Raw genomic sequence first — 1,009 nt, 5'->3', positions numbered from 1 at the left:
ACCGCCCGGTGATCGAGGACGGCACGCGAACGCACCAGCGACGCGGACACCGCGTGCACGTCGGTCTCCGGGCGCTCGTTCAGCCACGCCCGCAACCGCCCCGCCTGCGCGGCCAGCGCCTCCGCCGAGTGCCCGGAGACGGGCCACACCACCGGACCCGGCACCGACTCCAACAGCTCCGGCCCGCGCGCTTCCGCCGACGGTCCCTGCTCGATGATCACGTGTGCGTTCGTGCCGCTGATGCCGAACGACGACACACCCGCACGCCGCGGCCGGGCCTCGTCCACCGGCCACGGCCGCTGCTCGGTCAGCAGCTCCACCGCACCCGCGGTCCAGTCGATGTGCGACGAGGGCTCATCCACGTGCAGCGTCCGCGGCAGCACCTCGTGCCGCATGGCTTCCACCATCTTGATCACACCGGCGACACCGGCCGCGGCCTGCGTGTGCCCGAGGTTCGACTTGAGCGCACCCAGCCACAGCGGCGCGTTCTCGGCCCGGCCCTGGCCGTAGACGTCGAGGAGCGCCTGCGCTTCGATCGGGTCGCCCAGGGTCGTGCCCGTGCCGTGCGCCTCGACCGCGTCCACGTCCGACGCCGACAGCCCCGCATTGGCCAGCGCCTGCCGGATCACCCGTTGCTGCGAAGGACCGTTCGGCGCGGTAAGTCCGTTGGACGCACCGTCCTGGTTCACGGCGGACCCGCGTACGACGGCCAGCACCTTGTGCCCGTTCCGGCGCGCGTCCGACAGCCGCTCCACGAGCAGCAGCCCCACGCCCTCCGACCAGCCGGTGCCGTCGGCTCCGGCCGCGAACGGCTTGCAGCGCCCGTCAGGCGCGAGCCCGCGCTGCCGGCTGAACTCCACGAACGTGCTGGGCGTGGACATCACCGTCACGCCGCCGGCCAGCGCGAGCGTCGACTCCCCGCTCCGCACCGACTGGCACGCCAGATGCAGCGCCACCAGCGACGACGAACACGCCGTGTCCACCGTCACCGCCGGACCCTCAAGCCCGA

The 1,009-nt window shown here is 73.2% G+C and carries 1 protein-coding gene; it reads right to left on the bottom strand.

The genetic code is table 11. The features are described from left to right. Positions 1 to 1,009, bottom strand: a 1,009-nt coding sequence (locus tag ABGA99_RS36515) for a polyketide synthase (protein WP_347584284.1), incomplete at both ends; no start/stop codon positions are given.

It is taken from the genome of Streptomyces sp. B5E4 (assembly GCF_039871555.1).
Taxonomy (GTDB): Bacteria; Actinomycetota; Actinomycetes; order Streptomycetales; family Streptomycetaceae; genus Streptomyces.
Note: the sequence above shows the minus strand (reverse complement) of the source record. Positions and strands in the feature narration are given on the sequence as shown.